This is a genomic window from Mesorhizobium sp. M1312 (assembly GCF_040318115.1).
Lineage (GTDB): Bacteria > Pseudomonadota > Alphaproteobacteria > Rhizobiales > Rhizobiaceae > Mesorhizobium.
Map to the genome: position 1 here is coordinate 24,437 of NZ_JAMYLQ010000001.1, position 17,375 is coordinate 41,811.

Here is a 17,375-nt window from a genome sequence, read left to right on the forward strand (position 1 = left end):
TTGTCGTAGCATTGTGATGAGCAGCTTCGATCCCCACTCGGTGCGAACCGCTATCTACGGCGCTACCGGCTACACCGGCCGCCTGATCGCGCGGCACGCTGTGACGCTGGGCCTTCAACCTACGCTAGCTGGCCGCAATGAAGAGCGGGTTGCGAAACTGGCCAGTGTGTTGAACTGTCCTTCGCTGACGTTCCCTATCCGCTCGGCCAGCCAACTGAGTGATTGCCTGCACGGCTTCTCAACGGTGCTGAACTGTGCTGGCCCGTTCTCGCAGACGGCCAGACCCATGATGGAAGCGTGTATTGCTGCCAAGGCTGACTACCTGGACATCACCGGCGAGATCGACGTCATCGAATGTTGCTTCGCCCGGTCACTCAATGACGCAGCAACTTCTGAATTTCGGACCAACTTCGGAATCGGCGGCGAACCAAGCCGTCCTATCGGCTGAAAATTGGTGGGAAAATTCATGGCGATTTCGTCCCTGAAATGCTGATTCTTTCCAGCGGATCGCTTCCGTAGCGCTTCCGCGCAGACTCATTGCAGGACTGCCAACCGGCATAACTCATTGAAATCATTGGCGCACCCGACAGGATTCGAACCTGTGACCTCTGCCTTCGGAGGGCAGCGCTCTATCCAGCTGAGCTACGGGTGCCTTCAGGATCGAGATCCGGAAAACGAACCAGCCGGGTAACCGGCCAGCCACGGCTTCTTAGCGGAAGCCGGCGCGGGCTTCAACGGGCAAGGCGCCGTAAAGTTGTTCGGCGCCTCTGGGTTATCGGTTCGCGCCGCATCCGATCGCTGCGCGGCCTTGCAGGCTCAGGAATTCGCCATTCGAAATGCCCTGGCATTTCGTCCACCCCTCACTGCTCGGCATACAACAACCGTGTCGTCGTGTTCGATGCCGGCGACAGGTTGCGCTGGATCAGCGCTTCGACGTGGTCGTTGCGCTGGCGCGCGCTGTCGGCGCCCATCACCACCAGGATGAGCCGGCGGCCGTCGGCATCGTAGGAGGTGACGATGTTGAAGCCTGAGGCTCTGATATAGCCTGTCTTGATGCCGTTGACGCCGCGGACGCGGCCGAGCAAGTCGTTGTGGCCGCGCACCAGCCTGCCCCGGAACGTGAAGTCGCTTTCCGAAAAATAGTGGAAATGCTGCGGGAAGCGGGCGCGCAGCGCCATGCCGAGCACCGCCATGTCGCGCGCCGTCGTCTGCTGGCCGGCGTCCGGCAGGCCCGACGCATTGCGGAAGACGGTGCTGCGCATGCCGATCTGGCGCGCCTTGGCCGTCATCATCGCGGCAAACGCGTCTTCGCTGCCGCCGAGATACTCGGCGACGGCGACCGCCACGTCATTGGCCGATTTGACGGTGATCGCCCGGATCGCCGAATCGACGTCGATCGCCTCGCCGCGCCTGAAGCGCAGCTTGGTCGGCGGCTGCCTAGCGGCATTGGCCGACACCGGGATCAGCGTCGTCTTGCTGAAGCGGCCCTGCTCCAGCGCCTCGAAAAGCAGGTAGAGCGTCATCATCTTGGTCAGCGACGCCGGATAGCGCGGCGCCGTCGAGTTGGCCTCGAACAGCGTCCTGCCGCTGCTGCCGTCGACGACGACAGCCGCATATTTCTGCGCCGGCGCCGGCACCGCCAGCATCGTCTCCGTCGGCGTCGTCGCGCAGCCGGCAACCAGCACCAGCAGCGCAAACGCCGCGACAAATTTTGGGGTGAGCGGAAAGTGGCGCAGTTTGGACATTCTGAAGGTAAGCTGTTGCTGAAACGAGCGAGAAACTAGCCTAACCCAATGGTGCCGTCCATTTGGTTAATGCCGGTGTTCACGGCAATCGCTTCAGGTTTGAATTCCCCGGGCGTTGGCGCCGCCCTCCACCTGCCTGCCGGCATCCTCTCCCCGTCCGGCGTTCGAGCCGAGGCTTGCGCTCTACGATGGACCCCCACCCCTGACCCTCCCCACAAGGGGGAGGGAGACTTCCGTTTGCGCTGACCTCGGCAAATTGTCTGCCTTACGGCGCCAAAGGGCGAAGTAAGGGCAAGCGGCAGCGTTCCCTCCCCCTTGTGGGGAGGGTTAGGGTGGGGGTCCATCGTAGAGCGAAAGCCTCGGCTTTACCTGCGATAGCGCTGCCCTTGTGGGGAGGGGCTAGCGGTACGTGACCGGGCAAATGCGTCTCTGACATGAAATGCCCATCACCAGCTTGCGCAACCGGCACCGAGCGGGTTTGCTGGCGGCGGCAGAATCAGCAGGTGCGCCATGGATACGCTCACGATCAAGGCAAAGGGCATTTCGGTGACGGTCGATCTCACCGTCGGCCATCTCGCCGACATGACGGTCGATATCGACGGGCGCCGGCTAAAACCGCTGCATCGCGCGCCGTGGGTCGACGAGCCGCGCGAGACGCTGCCGCAAGACCTGCCCCAGGGCACCGTTCGCCTGTCCGGCGATTTTTTATGCGCGCCGTTTTCGCGCAGCGATGTCGAGGAAGCACCCTTGCATGGCTGGCCGGCCAACAGCCGCTGGGATGTCGTCGCCTCCGCGGCGACTGGCGATGGCTGGCGGGCCGTTTTCAGGTTGCAGCACAAGGTCATGGGCGCGACGGTCGACAAGATCCTGACCTTGCGCGACGACCATCCGTTTCTCTACCAGGAGCATGTCTTTTCCGGCGGTTCCGGCGGCATTTCCGTCGCCCATCATCCGATGACGGTGATGAAGGACGGCGGCAGGCTGGCTTTTTCGCCGAAGCGGTTTGCGGCAACGCCGGACGACCCGCTCGAGCCCGATCCGGCCCGCGGCCGCTTTCTTTTCGCCTATCCCGCGCGGTCCGCCGACCTGACGCGATTTCCCGCCGCCGATGGCGGCACGCTTGACCTGACCGACTATCGCATCGACCAGAACCGAGAGGATTTCGTCACGCTGGTCGAGGCCGACCATGGCGGACCGGGCTGGACCGCGCTGGCGCGAAAGGCGGAAGCCGATCTGGTTGTGGTGCTGAAGAACCCGGCCGAGCTGCCGGTCACCATGCTGTGGATCAGCAATGGCGGGCGCGACTACGCGCCGTGGAGCGGCCGCCATCGCGGCGTGCTCGGCATCGAGGACGGTCGCACCGCGCTCGGCCATGCCGCGTCACTGGGCGACAACTGGCTGAAGCGGGAAGGGGTGGCGACCGCCTTTGCCCTTGGCGAAGGCGGCAACGTCTCGTTCCGCCACGTCATCGGCGCACTGCCCTTATTCGACGGCGAGCCGCCGCGCGACATCGCCACCGCGCATGGGCACATGCGCATTGCGGCTGCTGACGGTACGACGCGGGATGTCGCTTTCGACGGCGATTTCCTGCGGATCGGCGGGTCGGCCCCAGCTTGAGCGCTCGCCACCCCACCCTCGTCATTCCAGGGCGGAGCAGGAGCGAAGCGACGTCGCGGAGACCCTGGGATCTATGCCGTGACATCGGAGCGCTGCTGCAGTGCAGAACCTTTGATCGCGGAGGGACAGCGCCCCCCTCTGTCCTTGCCGGACATCTCCCCCACAAGGAGGGAGATTGGCCTTCATCACTGATTTCGCCAACCACCAAAGGACGCTGTCCGCGAAGCTGCCGATCTCCCCCCAAGTGGGGGAGATGTCCGGCAGGACAGAGGGGGCGCGAAGGATCGCTACAGAGCGCTTTCATTCTATTCCGCCGCATTGCTCGGCTGATGTCACGGCATGGATCCTGGGGTCTGCGACTGCGTCGCTTCGCTCCTTGCTCCGCCCCAGGATGACGAAAGGGAGGATCGTTTCGGCCAATCCTAGAGGTTTGCTACTTGCCAACGGACAGTCAAATTTCTGCGTCGAATCCGCGTTTGAAATTCCCGCGAACTATCGCCAAGATGCGATCCAAAACCCCCAGCCAGAAAGGCTCCGATGTCCGAGATTGCTCACCTCGCCGCCACCATCTTCAAGCGCGCCGGCAAGGCGCGGCGCTTTGTCGTTGCCATCGCCGGCCCTCCGGGCGCCGGCAAGTCGACGCTGTCGGCCCGCCTGCATGAACTGCTGCCGGAAGGCGCGGCCGAAATCGTGCCGATGGATGGCTTCCATTTCGACGATATCGTGCTCGAGCGGCGCGGCCTGCGCGCGCGCAAGGGCGCTCCGGAGACCTTCGACTTTGCCGGTTTCGAAACCTTGCTGAAGCGCATCCGCGCGTCCGAGCCCGACATCGCCATTCCGGTGTTCGACCGCAGCATGGAGCTGTCTCGCGCGGCCGCTTCGATCATCGCCGCCGACACCAAGTTCATCCTGGTCGAAGGCAATTATCTCTTGCTCGACGAAGAACCCTGGTCGCGGCTGGCGCCGCTGTTCGATTTCTCTGTTTTCGTCGATGTGCCGCGCGCCGAGCTCGAGCGCCGGCTGCTCGAGCGATGGCATGAGCACGGCCGCTCCGACGACGACGCACGCGCCTGGATCGCCTCCAACGACATGCCCAACATCGACCGCGTGCTTGCCCGCCGCCGCCCCGCCGACCTGGTGATCGGCGCCCAATCCTGATCCCGGGACCACCCGCGCCTGGAACCTTAGGACTTTCCGGCCGTTATGTCCGATACGGCAATGATGCTGACATGAGGAAAACTGTCCGATGGCTACCACGGCAAGAAAGCCTACGCCCGGCAAGGGCAGGGCAACTCGATCCAAGGCAACCGAATCAAAGGCAACCGAATCAAAGACGGGCGCTGGCCCGGCGGTCGCCGCCCGCTCCAAGGATGCGGCAAAGCCCAGTTTTGGCAAGGCAGCACCGAAGAAAGTGGTGCCCACTGCAGCCAAGGCCTCGGCAAAACCGGCCAAGCCAAGGAAATCGGCAAGCGGCGGCTCTATGGCTGACAGCGCAATGCGCACGGTCAAAACGACGGCCAATGTCGCGGCCGGCGCGGTTGTCGCCACCGCCAGGGGCGCTGCGTCTCTTGCCGCTTCCGTCATGGGCAAGGGCGGCTCAAAACCCAAAGCCAAGGCAAAATAGCCGCTTCTCGGCGGCTGCGGCCGATTGAGCTAGCCCCGGGCGGGGATAGTAAGACCCTTCTGCACCGCCGGCCGGGCAAGGCCGCGCTCCAGCCATGCCGCGACATGGGGAAAATCGTCGAAGCCGACCAGCTCCCTTGCCTCGTAAAAACCGATCAGATTGCGCACCCAGCCCAGCATCGAGACATCGGCGATGGTGTAGTCGTCGTCCATGATCCAACTGCGGCCCTTCAGTCTAGTCTCGAGCACACCGATCAGCCGCCGCGATTCGTCGCGATAGCGCGCCAGCGGCCGCTTGTCGGCGATCTCGCGTCCGGCGAATTTGTGGAAGAAGCCGACCTGTCCGAACATCGGCCCGATCGAGGCCATCTGGAAGAACACCCACTGGATCGTTTCGTAACGCCGCACCGGGTCGGCCGGAACGAGCTTGCCGGTCTTGTCGGTCAGGTAGAGCAGGATGGCGCCGGATTCGAACAGCCCGATCGGCTTGCCGTCCGGGCCGTTGGGATCGATCATCGCCGGGATCTTGCCGTTCGGGTTCAGCGACAGGAATTCCGGCGTCCAGCTCTCGTTCTTGCCGATGTTCACCGCATGCGCCTCGTAGGGCAGGCCGAGTTCCTCCAGCGCGATCGACACCTTCACCCCGTTCGGCGTCGGAAACGAATAGAGCTGGATGCGGTCGGGATGGCTGGCCGGCCAGCGCGTGGCGATCGGAAAGGCGGACAGGTCGGTCATCGAAACTCCTGGGCGGGGAATTTATCGCGCGGCAGCGCGTGGCAAAGAAGTCTGGCGGTAGCTGGGGAACCGATTGCGGTCAGACCGCCTTGAACGCCAGCACCGCATTGGTGCCGCCGAAGGCGAAGCCGTTGCTGATCGCTGCGCGCACCTTGCGCTCGCGCGCCACGTTCGGCGTGATGTCGAGATCGCAATCGGCGTCGGTTTCGCGAAAATTGGCGGTCGGCGGCACGAGGCCTTCGCGGATCGCCATCACGCAGGCGATCAGCTCAAGGGCGCCCGACGCGCCGAGACAGTGGGCATGCATCGATTTGGTCGAGGAGATCGAAAGCCTGTAGGCATGGTCGCCGAAGACGCGCTTGATCGCCGCCGTCTCGATCTGGTCGTTGGCTTTGGTGCCGGTGCCATGCGCATTGATATAGTCGATGTCGTCCGGGTTGAGCCTGGCATCGACGAGGCAGAAGCGCATCGCCGCCTCCGGCCCTTCGATGGTCGGCGCGACGATGTCGGAGGCATCGCCGGAAAGACCGGCGCCGGCAATTTCGGCGAGAATCGTGGCGCCGCGCGCCATGGCATGCTCGTAGGTCTCCAGCACAACCATGCCGGCACCTTCGCCGAGCACTAGGCCCTGGCGATCGGCCGAAAACGGCCGGCAGGTGTCGGGCGCCAGCACCCGCAGCGCCTCCCAGCCTTTCAGGATGCCCCAGACCAGCGGCGCATCGGTGCCGCCGGCGAGCATGACGTCGGCGCGGCCGAGCCTGATCTGGTCGACCGCCGAGGCAATGGCATGGTTGGAGGAGGAGCAGGCCGAGGTGATGCCGAAGACCGGTCCGCGCAGGCCGAGATTCATGCTGACATGGCCGGCCGCAGCGCCCGGCATCACTTTCGGCACGGTGAAGATGCCGGTGCGATTCTTGCCTTCGAGCAGGATGGCGCGATAGCTCTCTTCGATCGCCTCCCAGCCGCAGACGCCGACGCCGACGATAGAACCCATCCGGTAGGTGTTGGCTGCGTGCAAGGTTAGTCCGGCTTGTTGCGCGGCCTCCCGCGCGGCGATCGTCGCCAAAAGGCTGAAGCGATCCATCGAGACGACCTGCTTGCGATCGATGCCGTGATCGGGAAGCGTCCTGATTTCGCAGCCGACCCTGATTTTCAGGTCATGCAGCTCCGAATTGACGATCGGGCCGATGGCCGAGCGGCCGGCGCGCATCTCGCCCCAGATCGCGGGCACATTGGTGCCGAGCCCGCATAGGCCGCCGATGCCGGTAATGACGACGCGCTTGTGCATTCAGTCAGGCTTTTTTCGCGATCAGCGCGCGAACCGCCTCGACCATGTCGCCGACGTTCTTCAGGTTGCTCCAGGCATCGACCGTGTTCATCTCGATCTCGATGCCATACTGTTCCTCGAGGTCGAAGATGATCTCCGTCAGTTCCAGCGAATGAATGCCAAGTGAGGTCAGTTCGGTGCTGGTGGTGATTTCTTCGCCACCGGGCTCGGCATGAGCCTTGATCTTCGCGATGATGTCCGTTGCCAGCTGGTCAGCCATTCGGTTCCTTCCCCAACCCTTGTCGTTTCTCGACGCCAACTGATCGGCGCCTCTTTTTCCCCAGGTTCAGATCGTCACCGTCGCCTTTTATCCAGCCAGGCGCTGTGTGACCGTACCAAGACGGCTCCTCTATAGAAACCGAAACGTTGTCAAGCAACAAGCTATATGTCGACAAAGCCGGCGGTGTGGTCTGGATTTGAGGTTCCTACGAATTGATCGCACCAGCGGTTAGGAACCTCAAATCCAAACCACACCAGAATCCCATAAGTTGCTCATATGGCTTTGAATCCGAAATTCGTTCATTACGCTGCTCCAAAGTGATGCGAATTTCGGATTCAAACCATATGAGTGCGGTTATCGTTGGCGCCATGGATATGATCGAACATGGCTTGACCTTTGTGCCGCCGGCCCAGCGCGTCGCCGGAATGGCGCAGCTTGCTTGTGACAGCACTGGCGGCCGCACGCGTCTGCGGCGGCTTTATCAGGATGGTTCCGCCAAGATCCGCATGCCGGCCGTCTCGGCCGATCCGCTCGAAGCCGTCCTGATCAACACCGCCGGCGGGCTGACTGGCGGCGACCGCCTCGGCTGGGAGGTCGATGTCGGCTCCGGCGCCTCCGCCACCATAACCACCCAGGCCTGCGAGAAGGTCTACCGCGCCGCATCCGATCGCGCCGAAGTGCGGGTGAAGCTGACGGTCGGCGCCGGCGGCCGCATCGCCTGGCTGCCGCAGGAAACCATCGTCTTTGATCGATCGGCCTTTGCCCGCAGGCTCGACCTGGAGCTTGCCGCCGGTGCCGAGGCGCTGGTGCTCGAGGCGACCATCTTCGGCCGCCTCGCCATGGGCGAACGCGCGGCGCACGGCCATTTCCACGACCGCTGGCGCGTCGGTCAGGACGGAGCGCTCATTCATGCCGAGGATTTCCGCATCGGGCCGGACATTGCGGCGATTCTGGGCCGTTCCGCCGTGGCCGGTGGCGCCATCGCCATGGCGACGGTGCTGATGATCTCGCCGCGGGTGGAGGCTTTGCTCGATCCGGCCCGGGGCATTATCGGCGGCCAGGGCGACGCCAGCGTCTGGAGCGTGAAGAAATCTGGCAAGCTTCTTGCGAGGCTGTTTGCCGAGGACGGCTACCAGCTCCGCAAGCGGCTGGTTCCGCTCGTCGAATTGCTCAACGGACGGGCGGGTCTGCCCAAATTATGGTCACTCTGATTCCGATTATGTCATTGCAATTTACGCCATCTTAGGGAAACGCATGAACCTGACGCCAAGGGAAAAGGACAAGCTGCTGATCGCCATGGCGGCGATTGTGGCGCGCAAGCGGCTCGAACGCGGCGTCAAGCTCAATCACCCGGAGGCGATCGCGCTGATCACCGACTTCGTCGTCGAGGGCGCCCGCGACGGCCGCCAGGTTGCCGAACTGATGGAGGCCGGCGCCCATGTCGTCACCCGCGCGCAGGTGATGGAGGGCATCGCCGAGATGATCCACGACGTCCAGGTCGAGGCGACGTTTCCCGACGGCACCAAGCTGGTGACGGTGCATGAACCGATACGGTGAGGAGAGGAAAATGCTTGAACTGCGCCCCAACTGCGAATGCTGCGACAGGGACCTGCCGCCTGAGGCGACGGATGCGCTGATCTGCACCTTCGAATGTACCTTCTGCGCCGATTGCGCGGCAAACGTGCTGGGCGGCGTCTGCCCGAATTGCGGCGGCAATTTTTCAGCGCGCCCGATCCGGCCGGCAGCGATGCTGAACAAACATCCCGCCTCGACAAAGCGCGTCCTCAAGGGCGAAGGCTGCGGCCCGGCCCGCAACGCCGCGTGACGGCACGATCCTGACAACGGAAGGCATATCGATGGTCCTCGCAACGATCAAACGCACGTCGCTCTCGGCGATCCCGCTTTTCGGTGCCGGCCTCGTCTTCGGCGTCTTGTGAGGCTGGCGATGATCCCGGGCGAAATCATCACGGCAGGCGGCGAGATCGAACTCAACAAGGGCCAGCCGACCGTCACCATGAAAGTGGCCAACAGCGGCGACCGGCCGGTCCAGGTCGGCAGCCACTATCATTTCTTCGAGACCAATGAGGGGCTGAAATTCGATCGCGACAAGGCGCGGGGCATGCGTCTCGACATTGCCGCCGGCACGGCGATGCGCTTCGAGCCCGGCCAGGAGCGCGACGTCACTTTGGTGGCGCTCGGCGGCAAGCGCGAGGTCTACGGGTTCCAGCAGAAGATCATGGGCGCGCTGTGAGATCCCATGGCCGCGTTGTGCGATCCCCTGGTCGCGTTGTGCGATCCCCTGGTCGCGTTGTGCGATCCAGGGCGTCGAGCAGTTTCGGCTCAGCTGGGCGGCTTGGCCGCGGCGTAGATAACGACCTTGCCAGGATCGTCGAATTCCACGGCGAGAACGTCTTCGGTCTGCACGCGTCGAGAGTCGATGGCATTGAACAGCAATGCGTTCGCCGCGATCTCCTCGCGCAGTTCCGCAATCTCGTCCTGATGCTGCTCGACCTTGCTTTCTATCGCCGGCGGCAGCCCGCCTTCCGTGCGCGCCGCGTCGGTAAGGAACACGATGTCGACCTTGTCGAGCTTGGATGTCTTGCGCACCGCGCCGATGTTTTCACGCGTCCGCTCGATCGCCGTGGCGACTTTGCCGGCTTCCACAGCCGTGTTGGTCTCTTCCTGGCCGACCTCCGAGCCGATGATCTTGTTGACCGTATCCGGGCCTTCGAGGCCCTGCGCATTCAGCGCGGCCTGGGGAACGCTCGCCGCGAGAAACGCAGTTGCGGCAATCATATGCAGCCATCTGGTGTCGGGGAAGGTGGTGATCGCCATCGCTCGCTCTCAGAGCCTCTTTCGAGACTCGTTACCAGGCCAAAAAATCGAAACGTATTCTGCCCTGCGAAGGTTCCCTCCCCGATGCGGCAGGCCGACCTTGTGCCGGCCCGCCATAGCGCATCGTCAGCTCGCCTTCTTGGTGATCAAGGTCAGCGCGCCATTGGTGTCCATGCTGGCGGCGATCACTTGCGCCGAGGTGAGCCCCTTGGCTTCGAGCGCGGATTTGACCTGTGGCGTCGCGTCGATCGAGCTGCGCAATTTCTGCAGGCCGTCCTCGCCGCGCTTGGCGATCACTTCGTTGACCTTGGTCTGCGTTTCCTTGGGCAGTTCCTCGATGTCGACGACGTTGACGGTCTGAATCGCCGGCGCTTGCGGCTGAGCCGGCTGGGCGCCAGGCGCCGCGGGAGCGGGCGAAGCCGGCGGCTCGCTGGGCTGCGGCGCAGGCTGTTGCTGGGCGCTGGCAGCGGTCGCGAGCAGGAGGGTGGCGGCGGCTGCGAGACTTATCGTTTTGCGCATGGATCTTCCTTTCCATCGATTAGCAAACGGTCGTTTTGGGGTGACCCGGCCACCTCAAACGTTAAATGGGATCGGAAGGTGTCGATCAGCGGGTCATTGCGTGACCATAGGATGGCGACAATGTGGGGCCCGGCTTCGACCGGCTGTGTTTTGGGCCGTATTTCGGGAGCAATTGCTGATGGCTAGAATCACCCGCGCCGCCTATGCGCAGATGTACGGCCCGACCGTCGGCGACAAGGTGCGGCTTGCCGATACCGAACTGTTCATCGAGGTCGAAAAGGATTTCACCCTTCATGGCGAAGAGGTGAAATTCGGCGGCGGCAAGGTCATCCGCGACGGCATGGGCCAGAGCCAGGTATCCCGCGCCCAAGGCGCGGTCGACACCGTCATCACCAATGCACTGGTCGTCGATGCATCAGACGGCATCTTCAAGGCCGATATCGGCCTCAAGGACGGACGCATCGCCGCGATCGGCAAGGCCGGCAATCCGGACATGCAAAACGGCGTCACCATCATCATCGGTCCCGGCACCGAGATCATCGCCGGCGAAGGCAAGATCCTCACTGCCGGCGGCTTCGACGCGCATATCCACTTCATCTGCCCGCAGCAGATCGAGGAGGCGCTGATGTCAGGCATCACCACCATGCTCGGCGGCGGCACCGGACCGGCGCATGGCACGCTGGCGACGACCTGCACGCCTGGGCCATGGCATCTGGCGCGCATGATCCAGTCCTTCGACGCCTTCCCGATGAACATCGGCCTGTCGGGCAAGGGCAACGCGTCCTTGCCGGCCGCGCTTGAAGAGATGGTGCTGGGCGGTGCGTGCTCGCTGAAGTTGCACGAGGACTGGGGCACGACACCGGCGGCAATCGACTGCTGCCTTTCGGTCGCCGACAACTACGACGTGCAGGTGATGATCCACACCGACACGCTGAACGAATCCGGCTTTGTCGAAAACACGGTGGCGGCGATCAAGGGTCGCACCATCCACGCCTTCCACACCGAAGGCGCCGGCGGCGGCCATGCGCCCGATATTATCAAGGTTTGCGGCCTGCCCAACGTCATCCCGTCCTCGACCAATCCGACCCGGCCCTACACCGTCAACACGCTGGCCGAGCATCTCGACATGCTGATGGTCTGCCATCATCTGTCGCCGTCGATCCCCGAAGACATCGCCTTTGCCGAAAGCCGCATCCGCAAGGAGACCATCGCCGCCGAAGACATTTTGCACGACATCGGCGCCTTCTCGATCATCTCGTCCGACAGCCAGGCGATGGGCCGCGTCGGCGAAGTGGCGATCCGCACCTGGCAGACCGCCGACAAGATGAAGCGCCAGCGCGGTTCGCTGCCGCAGGAAACCGGCGACAACGACAATTTCCGCGTCCGCCGCTACATCGCCAAATACACGATCAACCCGGCCATCGCGCATGGCCTGTCGAACGAGATCGGCTCGGTGGCGGTCGGCAAGCGCGCCGATCTGGTGCTGTGGAACCCGGCCTTCTTCGGCGTCAAGCCCGACATGGTGCTGATCGGCGGCATGATCGCCGCCGCCCCGATGGGCGATCCCAACGCCTCGATCCCGACGCCGCAGCCGATGCACTACCGGCCGATGTTCGGCGCCTATGGCAAGGCAATGACCAACTCGTCGGTGACCTTTGTCTCCAGGGCGGCGCTCGATGCCGGCCTGCGCGGCAGGCTCGGCGTCGACAAGCAGATGGTCGCGGTCGAGAACACCCGCGGCGGCATCGGCAAGCATTCGATGGTGCTCAACGACGCCACCCCGCATGTCGAGGTCGACCCCGAAACCTATGAGGTCCGCGCCGACGGCGAATTGCTCACCTGCGAACCGGCCACCGTGCTGCCGATGGCGCAGAGGTATTTTTTGTTCTGATCCCTACCATCGCCTTGGCGGCTGAGCGTCAAATATCGATGCCTCTGTTGTCCGAGGTGCCTCTGCACAGGGGATTTGGTTCTTTGACTGACGGTCGCGCTGCCGGCCGGCCTGCAGCCACCATCTCTGACGCTGGGGATTAGCCACAGGCCACCATGCCTTCGTCATCCCAGGTCGGAGCAAGGAGCGAAGCGACGCGGCGCAGACCCTGGGATCCATTCCGTGATATCAGCCGAAGAATGCAGCGGCCGAGAACGGTGCTTGTATCCGCAACGGCGCCAGTTACCCTTCAACCATGACCGGCTATGCCTATATGACCGCAAGCCAGAAGCGCGGCACGATTTATATCGGCGTGACCAACGATCTCGGCCGCCGCATGCCGGAGCACAAATCCGGGCAGGGTTCGCGCTTCACCAGCCGCTACGGCGTGCAGCGTCTGGTCTGGTACGAGGAACATTTCGACATTCGCGACGCTATCCAGTACGAAAAGTCGCTGAAGCGCTGGCCGCGCCAATGGAAGATCGAACTGATCGAGAAGACCAATCCGGAGTGGTTCGAGCTTTTTCGCGGAACCGGGTGGTAGCGTTCGGTTCTGGTCGGCCGGGCACTGCCGCGAGGTAACGGCATGGATCCCAGGGTCTGCGCCGCGTCGCTTCGCTCCTTGCTCCCGCCCTGGGACGACGAAGTGGAGGTGTTTCGGCTAACCTCCAAGGTTTGCGATCGCCGCTTCCACATCGCCTTTGTCGCGGCCGCCCTCGTCCACCAGATATCGTTTATCCTGCGGCTCTTCGACACGATCGTCTGACTTCAGCGCCGCGCGTCCTTTCGGACGCGCAAAGGACGCTGTAGAAACTTGATTTGGCGCATGATCCTTTCCGAAGTCGAATTCGAATTCGGGGCATGCGCTGGCATTGGGTCGACGGGCGGGATGGTCTAGGGTTTTTTGGGAAAGGCAGTTCTTACATGAAGCTCGACATCCGCACCGATTTCACCAAATTCCCGCGTGCCGTCTCGGTGCTCGCCGCCGGCCAAGCAGGAGCGGTCACGCCATATGACAGCGCAGTGCTTGCCCATGACGAGCGGCATCTGCGCCGCCGCGCCATCGAAACGGCCCGTAGCGACAAGGTGCTGGTCGACCTGCCCGAACCGGTGGCCTTGAACGATGGCGACCGGCTGGTGCTGGAGGATGGCCGCCATATCGAGATCGTCGCGGCCGAGGAACCGCTCTACGACATCCGTGCCGAGAGCGCCGTGCACCTGGCCGAGCTTGCCTGGCATATCGGCAACCGCCACCTGGCTGCCGCCATCGAAGCGGAACGTATCCTCATCCTGCGCGACCATGTCATCAAGACGATGCTGGAAGGGCTGGGTGCCACGGTGAGCGACGTCTCCGAGCCGTTCAAGCCGGTGCGCGGCGCCTATTCCGGGCATGGCGGCCATGGCCATGCTCATGCCGAGGCGCATGCGCACAGCCACGCCGAAGCGGATTCCCATACGCACAGCGAGTCGCATTCCCACAGCCATTCGCACGACCATGACTGACCAGCCTTCCAATGTCGCTTTGTTGCGGCTGATGGCGTGGCTGTCGCCTGCCTTCCCGGTCGGCGGTTTTTCCTACAGCCATGGTCTCGAACAAGCCGTGCATGCCGGGCTGGTCGCCGACAGCGTAAGCCTCGCTGCATGGTTGGAGACGCTGATCGAGATGGGCTCGGGCTGGAACGATGCCGTGCTGTTTGCCGAAAGCTGGCGGCGCGCGCGCCAGGCTGGCGATCTCGCCGAAATCGCCGCACTCGCCGAGGCCCTGGCCGGCTCGCGCGAGCGCCATGCCGAGACCATGCTGCAGGGCGCCGCCTTCCTGAAGGCGGCATCGGCCTGGCCGTGTCAGGTGCTGGACCGTCTGCCGGCTGAGTGCCCCTATTGCGTCGCCGTCGGCGCAACTGCCGGCGGCATCGCCATCGCCCTGCAGGACGCGCTGTCGGCCTTCCTGCAGACCTTCTTTTCCAACCTCGTCCAGGCCGCGATCAGGCTCGGCGTCGTCGGCCAGACCGGCGCCACCGCGCTGCTCGCCGGCTTCGAACCGCTGGCGCTCAGCGTCGCCGCCCGTGCTGCCGGCTCGACACTGGATGATCTCGGCGGCTGCGCGTTCGTCTCGGATGTCATGGCGATGAAGCATGAAACACAATATTCGCGGCTGTTCCGCTCATGATCATCCTCGCCTTCGCCCTCTCGCTGGTCCTGCTTGTGATCACCGCGCTGCATGTCTATTGGGGCATTGGCGGCATCTGGCCGGGCAGGGACGCTGCCTCCTGCGCCCGCGCGGTGGTTGGCTTTTGCGGCGTCGACGAAATGCCGGCGCCCTTCGCCAGCTTCGCCGTCGCCGCCTGCCTCGGCCTGGCGACACTGTGGCCGCTGGCGCTCGAAGGCGTGTTTGCTACGCCCTTTCCCAAGGCCGGGCTCGCCGCGACAGCGCTGCTCATCGCGCTGGTCTTCCTGGGGCGCGGCATTGCCGGCTTCACGCCCTGGTGGCGCCGGCTGGCGCCCGAGCAGCCTTTCGCGCGGCTTGATATCAGCTATTATTCGCCGCTCTGCTTGGTTGTAGGGCTCGGCTTCGCCATTCTTGCCATCACGGAGTTCGTCGCATGACACAAGCCAATGGTCCTCTTCGCGTCGGCATCGGCGGCCCCGTCGGCTCCGGCAAGACGACGCTCACCGAAAAACTCTGCAAGGCGCTGCGCGACGAGTTCTCGATCGCCGTCGTCACCAACGATATCTACACCAAGGAAGATGCCATGATGCTGGCCCGGCTTCAGGCGCTGCCCGAGGATCGCATCATCGGCGTCGAGACCGGCGGCTGCCCGCATACCGCCATCCGCGAGGACGCCTCGATCAATCTGCAGGCGATCGCCGAGATGACCAAAAAATTTCCCGATCTCGATATCGTCTTCATCGAATCGGGCGGCGACAATCTTGCCGCCACGTTTTCCCCCGACCTCGCTGATCTGACGCTCTACGTCATCTCGGTCTGCCAAGGCGAGGAAATCCCGCGCAAGGGTGGGCCGGCGATCACCCGGTCCGATTTCCTGGTCATCAACAAGAGCGATCTCGCCCCCTATGTGAACGTCAATCTCGACGTCATGGAGAGCGATGCCGCCTGCATGCGCGGCAAGCGGCCGTTCGGCTTCACCGATCTGTCGCGCGGTAAAGGCCTGCAGGAGGTGATCGATTTCATCGTCGAGCATGGCGGGCTTAGGGTAGACGCCGCCAGAAGCACTGCGGCGTGAGGCAAAGCGCTCGTCTGCACCAAACGAAACCGGTTGCGCGTCTTAGCGGCGCGCGGCATCCTCGCTTCTTTCACGGAGGTTTTCGATGAGCATCGCCCGCCTGCAGAAGGAAATGCTGACCAATCTGCCCTTCCACGAGGAGCGCGTCGATCTGGCTTGCGCCTTCCGCTGGACGGCGCGGCTCAACATGCATGAGGCGGTGGCCAATCATTTCTCGCTGGCCGTCAACGATGACGGCTCGCAATTCCTGATGAATCCCAACCAGGTGCATTTCTCACGCATCAAGGCGAGCGACCTGCTGCTGATCGACGCCAACGACCCCGGCACGCTCTCCGGCCCGAATGCGCCCGACCCGACGGCATGGGGCCTGCATGGCGCCATCCATCGCAACGTGCGTCACGCGCGCTGCGTCATGCATGTGCACTCGATCCACGCCACGGTGCTCGCTTCGCTCGCCGACTCGACGCTGCCGCCGATCGACCAGAACTCGGCAATCTTCTTCAACCGCCACGTTGTCGACGGCCATTATGGCGGGCTCGCCTTCGAGGAAGAGGGCGAACGCTGCTCGCAACTGCTCACCGATCCGAAGGTCAAGGTGATGGTCATGGGCAATCATGGCGTGCTGGTCATCGGCGATAGCGTCGCCGACACCTTCAACCGCATGTTCTATTTCGAACGCGCCGCCGAGACCTACATCAAGGCGCTGTGGACCGGCCGTCCGCTGCGGGTCCTGTCGGACGAAATCGCCGAGAAGGCGGCGACGGAGCAGGAGGATTACCCCGGCCAGGCCGAACGGCACCTGTCCGAATTGAAGGCGATCCTCGACGAGCAGGAGCCGGTTTACAGAAACTGATGCCTAAAGCCCCAGCTCAGCCCGCAATTCGTCGGCGCTGTTGACGACGATCGCGCCGGGCGGCCCTTCCATAGGCGCTTCCGGCCAGAAGATCGTCTTCATCCCCGCCGCCAGTCCCGCCGTGGCGCCGGTCACGCTGTCGTCGACGGCCACGGCATCGGCCGGATCGACACCGGCCAGCCAGGCGGCGCGCAAAAAAGGTTCGGCATGCGGCTTGCCTTCGCGCACGTCGTTGCGGCTGACCGTCTTCATGCCGGGATAGAAAAGACCGACCATGCGCAGATTGGCGTCGACGACCAGCCGGTCGGAATTGGACACCACCGCTTGTGCTACGCCAAGCGCGCGCAGTTCGTTATAGATCTCGATCGCGCCGGGGCGCGGCTTCAGCGTCTCGGCCATCGGCAGATAGTGGTCGTATTTACGCACGATCCAATCGTCGAACGGCAGGTCGAGGCCGAACTCGTCGCGCAGCATTTCGTAGACCGGCCATGCGGCAATGCCGAGCACCCGCTCATGCAGGTTGGTTGGCGCCGCGATGCCGACGCTGTGCAGCGCCGCTATCAACGCCGCCTCGTGCAATGGCTCGCTGTCGACCAGCGTGCCGTCCATGTCCCAGAAAACCGCTTTCGGCGTCATGCGAGGCTCCTTTGCCCGAATCCCTTAAAGGGTTTGCGTCGGGAGATAAACCGCCGCGCCTGCCTGCACCGGCATTACGGGAGTTCAAAAATT

23 protein-coding genes and 1 tRNA gene are annotated in these 17,375 nt (G+C 63.7%); 16 read left to right on the forward strand and 8 right to left on the reverse strand.

Translation table 11 applies throughout. The features are described from left to right. Window positions 1-16 precede the first annotated feature (16 nt). Window positions 17-448, forward strand: coding sequence for a saccharopine dehydrogenase NADP-binding domain-containing protein (locus tag NKH36_RS00110; protein ID WP_352959422.1), 432 nt, complete (start codon window positions 17-19; stop codon window positions 446-448). Window positions 449-575: 127 nt separating this feature from the next. Here NKH36_RS00110 and NKH36_RS00115 read toward each other — a convergent pair. Both NKH36_RS00115 and NKH36_RS00120 read right to left on the reverse strand, forming a co-directional pair. Then, a tRNA-Arg gene (locus NKH36_RS00115) sits at window positions 576-652 on the reverse strand. A 208-nt stretch (window positions 653-860) separates the two neighbouring features. Further along, window positions 861-1,745 (reverse strand): D-alanyl-D-alanine carboxypeptidase family protein, encoded by an 885-nt coding sequence (locus NKH36_RS00120; RefSeq protein WP_352959425.1) that lies wholly within the window; start codon window positions 1,743-1,745, stop codon window positions 861-863. Between the two features lie 510 nt (window positions 1,746-2,255). Between NKH36_RS00120 and NKH36_RS00125 the strand changes: the two genes are divergently transcribed. From NKH36_RS00125 to NKH36_RS00135, 3 genes are all read left to right on the forward strand, one after another. Continuing rightward, on the forward strand, window positions 2,256-3,362 hold the full coding sequence (locus tag NKH36_RS00125; protein ID WP_352959428.1) for a hypothetical protein: 1,107 nt from the start codon (window positions 2,256-2,258) through the stop codon (window positions 3,360-3,362). A 537-nt stretch (window positions 3,363-3,899) separates the two neighbouring features. Then, complete coding sequence (locus tag NKH36_RS00130) at window positions 3,900-4,520, forward strand: nucleoside triphosphate hydrolase (protein ID WP_352959431.1); 621 nt, start codon at window positions 3,900-3,902, stop codon at window positions 4,518-4,520. 88 nt (window positions 4,521-4,608) lie between these two features. Beyond that, complete coding sequence (locus tag NKH36_RS00135; protein ID WP_352959434.1) at window positions 4,609-4,986, forward strand: hypothetical protein; 378 nt, start codon at window positions 4,609-4,611, stop codon at window positions 4,984-4,986. A 29-nt stretch (window positions 4,987-5,015) separates the two neighbouring features. Here NKH36_RS00135 and NKH36_RS00140 read toward each other — a convergent pair whose 3' ends face one another. From NKH36_RS00140 to NKH36_RS00150, 3 genes are all read right to left on the reverse strand, one after another. Then, window positions 5,016-5,720, reverse strand: a complete 705-nt coding sequence (locus tag NKH36_RS00140) for a glutathione S-transferase family protein (protein WP_352959437.1) — start codon at window positions 5,718-5,720, stop codon at window positions 5,016-5,018. Between the two features lie 79 nt (window positions 5,721-5,799). Continuing rightward, window positions 5,800-7,008 carry a beta-ketoacyl-[acyl-carrier-protein] synthase family protein gene (locus NKH36_RS00145; protein WP_352959440.1) on the reverse strand — a complete coding sequence of 403 codons (1,209 nt, stop codon included), beginning with the start codon at window positions 7,006-7,008 and terminating at the stop codon, window positions 5,800-5,802. Window positions 7,009-7,012: 4 nt separating this feature from the next. Further along, window positions 7,013-7,267, reverse strand: coding sequence for an acyl carrier protein (locus tag NKH36_RS00150; RefSeq protein WP_095491223.1), 255 nt, complete (start codon window positions 7,265-7,267; stop codon window positions 7,013-7,015). Window positions 7,268-7,635: 368 nt separating this feature from the next. Here NKH36_RS00150 and NKH36_RS00155 point away from each other — a divergent pair, with 368 nt between their 5' ends. The 4 genes from NKH36_RS00155 (at window position 7,636) to NKH36_RS00170 (ending at window position 9,518) form a co-directional block, all read left to right on the forward strand. Continuing rightward, a complete protein-coding gene (locus NKH36_RS00155; RefSeq protein ID WP_352959828.1) occupies window positions 7,636-8,478 on the forward strand; it encodes an urease accessory protein UreD in 843 nt (280 codons plus the stop codon). A 43-nt stretch (window positions 8,479-8,521) separates the two neighbouring features. Then, complete coding sequence (locus NKH36_RS00160; RefSeq protein WP_023801505.1) at window positions 8,522-8,824, forward strand: urease subunit gamma; 303 nt, start codon at window positions 8,522-8,524, stop codon at window positions 8,822-8,824. Between the two features lie 10 nt (window positions 8,825-8,834). Continuing rightward, window positions 8,835-9,092 carry a DUF1272 domain-containing protein gene (locus NKH36_RS00165; RefSeq protein ID WP_352959444.1) on the forward strand — a complete coding sequence of 86 codons (258 nt, stop codon included), beginning with the start codon at window positions 8,835-8,837 and terminating at the stop codon, window positions 9,090-9,092. 120 nt (window positions 9,093-9,212) lie between these two features. Then, window positions 9,213-9,518, forward strand: a complete 306-nt coding sequence (locus NKH36_RS00170; RefSeq protein WP_352959447.1) for an urease subunit beta — start codon at window positions 9,213-9,215, stop codon at window positions 9,516-9,518. 89 nt (window positions 9,519-9,607) lie between these two features. Here the strand turns inward: NKH36_RS00170 and NKH36_RS00175 are convergent, their stop codons facing one another. Together NKH36_RS00175 and NKH36_RS00180 are read right to left on the reverse strand one after the other, a co-directional pair. Next, window positions 9,608-10,102, reverse strand: coding sequence for a hypothetical protein (locus NKH36_RS00175; protein ID WP_352959450.1), 495 nt, complete (start codon window positions 10,100-10,102; stop codon window positions 9,608-9,610). Between the two features lie 126 nt (window positions 10,103-10,228). Further along, window positions 10,229-10,621, reverse strand: a complete 393-nt coding sequence (locus NKH36_RS00180) for a hypothetical protein (protein WP_352959453.1) — start codon at window positions 10,619-10,621, stop codon at window positions 10,229-10,231. Between the two features lie 178 nt (window positions 10,622-10,799). On the opposite strand from NKH36_RS00180, the gene ureC reads away from it, so the two are divergent. From ureC to NKH36_RS00220, 8 genes are all read left to right on the forward strand, one after another. Further along, the gene (gene ureC, locus NKH36_RS00185; RefSeq protein ID WP_502911936.1) at window positions 10,800-12,512 is read left to right on the forward strand and encodes an urease subunit alpha; all 1,713 of its coding nucleotides are present in this window, start codon (window positions 10,800-10,802) and stop codon (window positions 12,510-12,512) included. Between the two features lie 295 nt (window positions 12,513-12,807). Further along, window positions 12,808-13,095, forward strand: a complete 288-nt coding sequence (locus NKH36_RS00190) for a GIY-YIG nuclease family protein (protein WP_352959456.1) — start codon at window positions 12,808-12,810, stop codon at window positions 13,093-13,095. 42 nt (window positions 13,096-13,137) lie between these two features. Then, window positions 13,138-13,317, forward strand: a complete 180-nt coding sequence (locus tag NKH36_RS00195) for a hypothetical protein (RefSeq protein ID WP_352959459.1) — start codon at window positions 13,138-13,140, stop codon at window positions 13,315-13,317. 158 nt (window positions 13,318-13,475) lie between these two features. Further along, window positions 13,476-14,054: an urease accessory protein UreE gene (ureE, locus tag NKH36_RS00200; RefSeq protein ID WP_352959462.1), complete on the forward strand. Its 579-nt coding sequence runs from the start codon at window positions 13,476-13,478 to the stop codon at window positions 14,052-14,054. Then, complete coding sequence (locus NKH36_RS00205) at window positions 14,047-14,718, forward strand: urease accessory protein UreF (RefSeq protein ID WP_352959465.1); 672 nt, start codon at window positions 14,047-14,049, stop codon at window positions 14,716-14,718. Before ureE ends, NKH36_RS00205 begins: the two co-directional genes overlap by 8 nt. Continuing rightward, a complete protein-coding gene (locus NKH36_RS00210) occupies window positions 14,715-15,155 on the forward strand; it encodes a DUF3995 domain-containing protein (protein WP_352959468.1) in 441 nt (146 codons plus the stop codon). The genes NKH36_RS00205 and NKH36_RS00210 overlap by 4 nt, the downstream gene beginning before the upstream one ends. Then, a complete protein-coding gene (ureG, locus tag NKH36_RS00215) occupies window positions 15,152-15,793 on the forward strand; it encodes an urease accessory protein UreG (protein ID WP_352959471.1) in 642 nt (213 codons plus the stop codon). The genes NKH36_RS00210 and ureG overlap by 4 nt, the downstream gene beginning before the upstream one ends. Window positions 15,794-15,878: 85 nt before the next feature. Then, complete coding sequence (locus NKH36_RS00220) at window positions 15,879-16,646, forward strand: class II aldolase and adducin N-terminal domain-containing protein (protein ID WP_352959474.1); 768 nt, start codon at window positions 15,879-15,881, stop codon at window positions 16,644-16,646. 3 nt (window positions 16,647-16,649) lie between these two features. Here the strand turns inward: NKH36_RS00220 and NKH36_RS00225 are convergent, their stop codons facing one another. After that, complete coding sequence (locus tag NKH36_RS00225) at window positions 16,650-17,282, reverse strand: HAD family hydrolase (protein WP_352959477.1); 633 nt, start codon at window positions 17,280-17,282, stop codon at window positions 16,650-16,652. Between the last annotated feature and the right edge of the window lie 93 nt (window positions 17,283-17,375).

What these genes read in the sequence shown, in the direction of transcription:
- NKH36_RS00110 (WP_352959422.1), top strand. Translation starts at nt 17, where the DNA reads ATGAGCAGCTTCGATCCCCACTCGGTGCGAACCGCTATCTACGGCGCT.
- NKH36_RS00120 (WP_352959425.1), bottom strand. Translation starts at nt 1,745, where the DNA reads ATGTCCAAACTGCGCCACTTTCCGCTCACCCCAAAATTTGTCGCGGCG.
- NKH36_RS00125 (WP_352959428.1), top strand. Translation starts at nt 2,256, where the DNA reads ATGGATACGCTCACGATCAAGGCAAAGGGCATTTCGGTGACGGTCGAT.
- NKH36_RS00130 (WP_352959431.1), top strand. Translation starts at nt 3,900, where the DNA reads ATGTCCGAGATTGCTCACCTCGCCGCCACCATCTTCAAGCGCGCCGGC.
- NKH36_RS00135 (WP_352959434.1), top strand. Translation starts at nt 4,609, where the DNA reads ATGGCTACCACGGCAAGAAAGCCTACGCCCGGCAAGGGCAGGGCAACT.
- NKH36_RS00140 (WP_352959437.1), bottom strand. Translation starts at nt 5,720, where the DNA reads ATGACCGACCTGTCCGCCTTTCCGATCGCCACGCGCTGGCCGGCCAGC.
- NKH36_RS00145 (WP_352959440.1), bottom strand. Translation starts at nt 7,008, where the DNA reads ATGCACAAGCGCGTCGTCATTACCGGCATCGGCGGCCTATGCGGGCTC.
- NKH36_RS00150 (WP_095491223.1), bottom strand. Translation starts at nt 7,267, where the DNA reads ATGGCTGACCAGCTGGCAACGGACATCATCGCGAAGATCAAGGCTCAT.
- NKH36_RS00155 (WP_352959828.1), top strand. Translation starts at nt 7,636, where the DNA reads ATGGATATGATCGAACATGGCTTGACCTTTGTGCCGCCGGCCCAGCGC.
- NKH36_RS00160 (WP_023801505.1), top strand. Translation starts at nt 8,522, where the DNA reads ATGAACCTGACGCCAAGGGAAAAGGACAAGCTGCTGATCGCCATGGCG.
- NKH36_RS00165 (WP_352959444.1), top strand. Translation starts at nt 8,835, where the DNA reads ATGCTTGAACTGCGCCCCAACTGCGAATGCTGCGACAGGGACCTGCCG.
- NKH36_RS00170 (WP_352959447.1), top strand. Translation starts at nt 9,213, where the DNA reads ATGATCCCGGGCGAAATCATCACGGCAGGCGGCGAGATCGAACTCAAC.
- NKH36_RS00175 (WP_352959450.1), bottom strand. Translation starts at nt 10,102, where the DNA reads ATGGCGATCACCACCTTCCCCGACACCAGATGGCTGCATATGATTGCC.
- NKH36_RS00180 (WP_352959453.1), bottom strand. Translation starts at nt 10,621, where the DNA reads ATGCGCAAAACGATAAGTCTCGCAGCCGCCGCCACCCTCCTGCTCGCG.
- ureC (WP_502911936.1), top strand. Translation starts at nt 10,800, where the DNA reads ATGGCTAGAATCACCCGCGCCGCCTATGCGCAGATGTACGGCCCGACC.
- NKH36_RS00190 (WP_352959456.1), top strand. Translation starts at nt 12,808, where the DNA reads ATGACCGGCTATGCCTATATGACCGCAAGCCAGAAGCGCGGCACGATT.
- NKH36_RS00195 (WP_352959459.1), top strand. Translation starts at nt 13,138, where the DNA reads ATGGATCCCAGGGTCTGCGCCGCGTCGCTTCGCTCCTTGCTCCCGCCC.
- ureE (WP_352959462.1), top strand. Translation starts at nt 13,476, where the DNA reads ATGAAGCTCGACATCCGCACCGATTTCACCAAATTCCCGCGTGCCGTC.
- NKH36_RS00205 (WP_352959465.1), top strand. Translation starts at nt 14,047, where the DNA reads ATGACTGACCAGCCTTCCAATGTCGCTTTGTTGCGGCTGATGGCGTGG.
- NKH36_RS00210 (WP_352959468.1), top strand. Translation starts at nt 14,715, where the DNA reads ATGATCATCCTCGCCTTCGCCCTCTCGCTGGTCCTGCTTGTGATCACC.
- ureG (WP_352959471.1), top strand. Translation starts at nt 15,152, where the DNA reads ATGACACAAGCCAATGGTCCTCTTCGCGTCGGCATCGGCGGCCCCGTC.
- NKH36_RS00220 (WP_352959474.1), top strand. Translation starts at nt 15,879, where the DNA reads ATGAGCATCGCCCGCCTGCAGAAGGAAATGCTGACCAATCTGCCCTTC.
- NKH36_RS00225 (WP_352959477.1), bottom strand. Translation starts at nt 17,282, where the DNA reads ATGACGCCGAAAGCGGTTTTCTGGGACATGGACGGCACGCTGGTCGAC.